The sequence below is a fragment of the Duganella sp. CY15W genome, assembly GCF_009857555.1.
GTDB lineage: Bacteria > Pseudomonadota > Gammaproteobacteria > Burkholderiales > Burkholderiaceae_D > Rugamonas > Rugamonas sacchari.
Genome location: NZ_WWCQ01000042.1, coordinates 1 through 224 on the forward strand (window position 1 = coordinate 1; position 224 = coordinate 224).

The window sequence follows — 224 nt, forward strand, 5'->3', positions numbered from 1 at the left end:
TGGTTCGAGTCCAACCAGCCCTACCAGTTGCCGGTATCTGTCGTACCCATAGGGGGATTAGCTCAGCTGGGAGAGCACCTGCTTTGCAAGCAGGGGGTCGTCGGTTCGATCCCGTCATCCTCCACCACCTGTTTTTACGTAAGCCAGCCACTGGCTTGGGTTTAGGTAAAAGCAGTATCGTTCTTTAACAATCTGGAAGAAGTAAAGTTTTATTTAAGCGTGTA

At 50.0% G+C, this 224-nt stretch carries 1 tRNA gene; it reads left to right on the forward strand.

The features are described 5' to 3' along the window. The first annotated feature begins 51 nt into the window (after nt 1-51). Nucleotides 52-127, forward strand: a tRNA-Ala gene (locus GTP58_RS30990). Nucleotides 128-224: the final 97 nt, after the last annotated feature.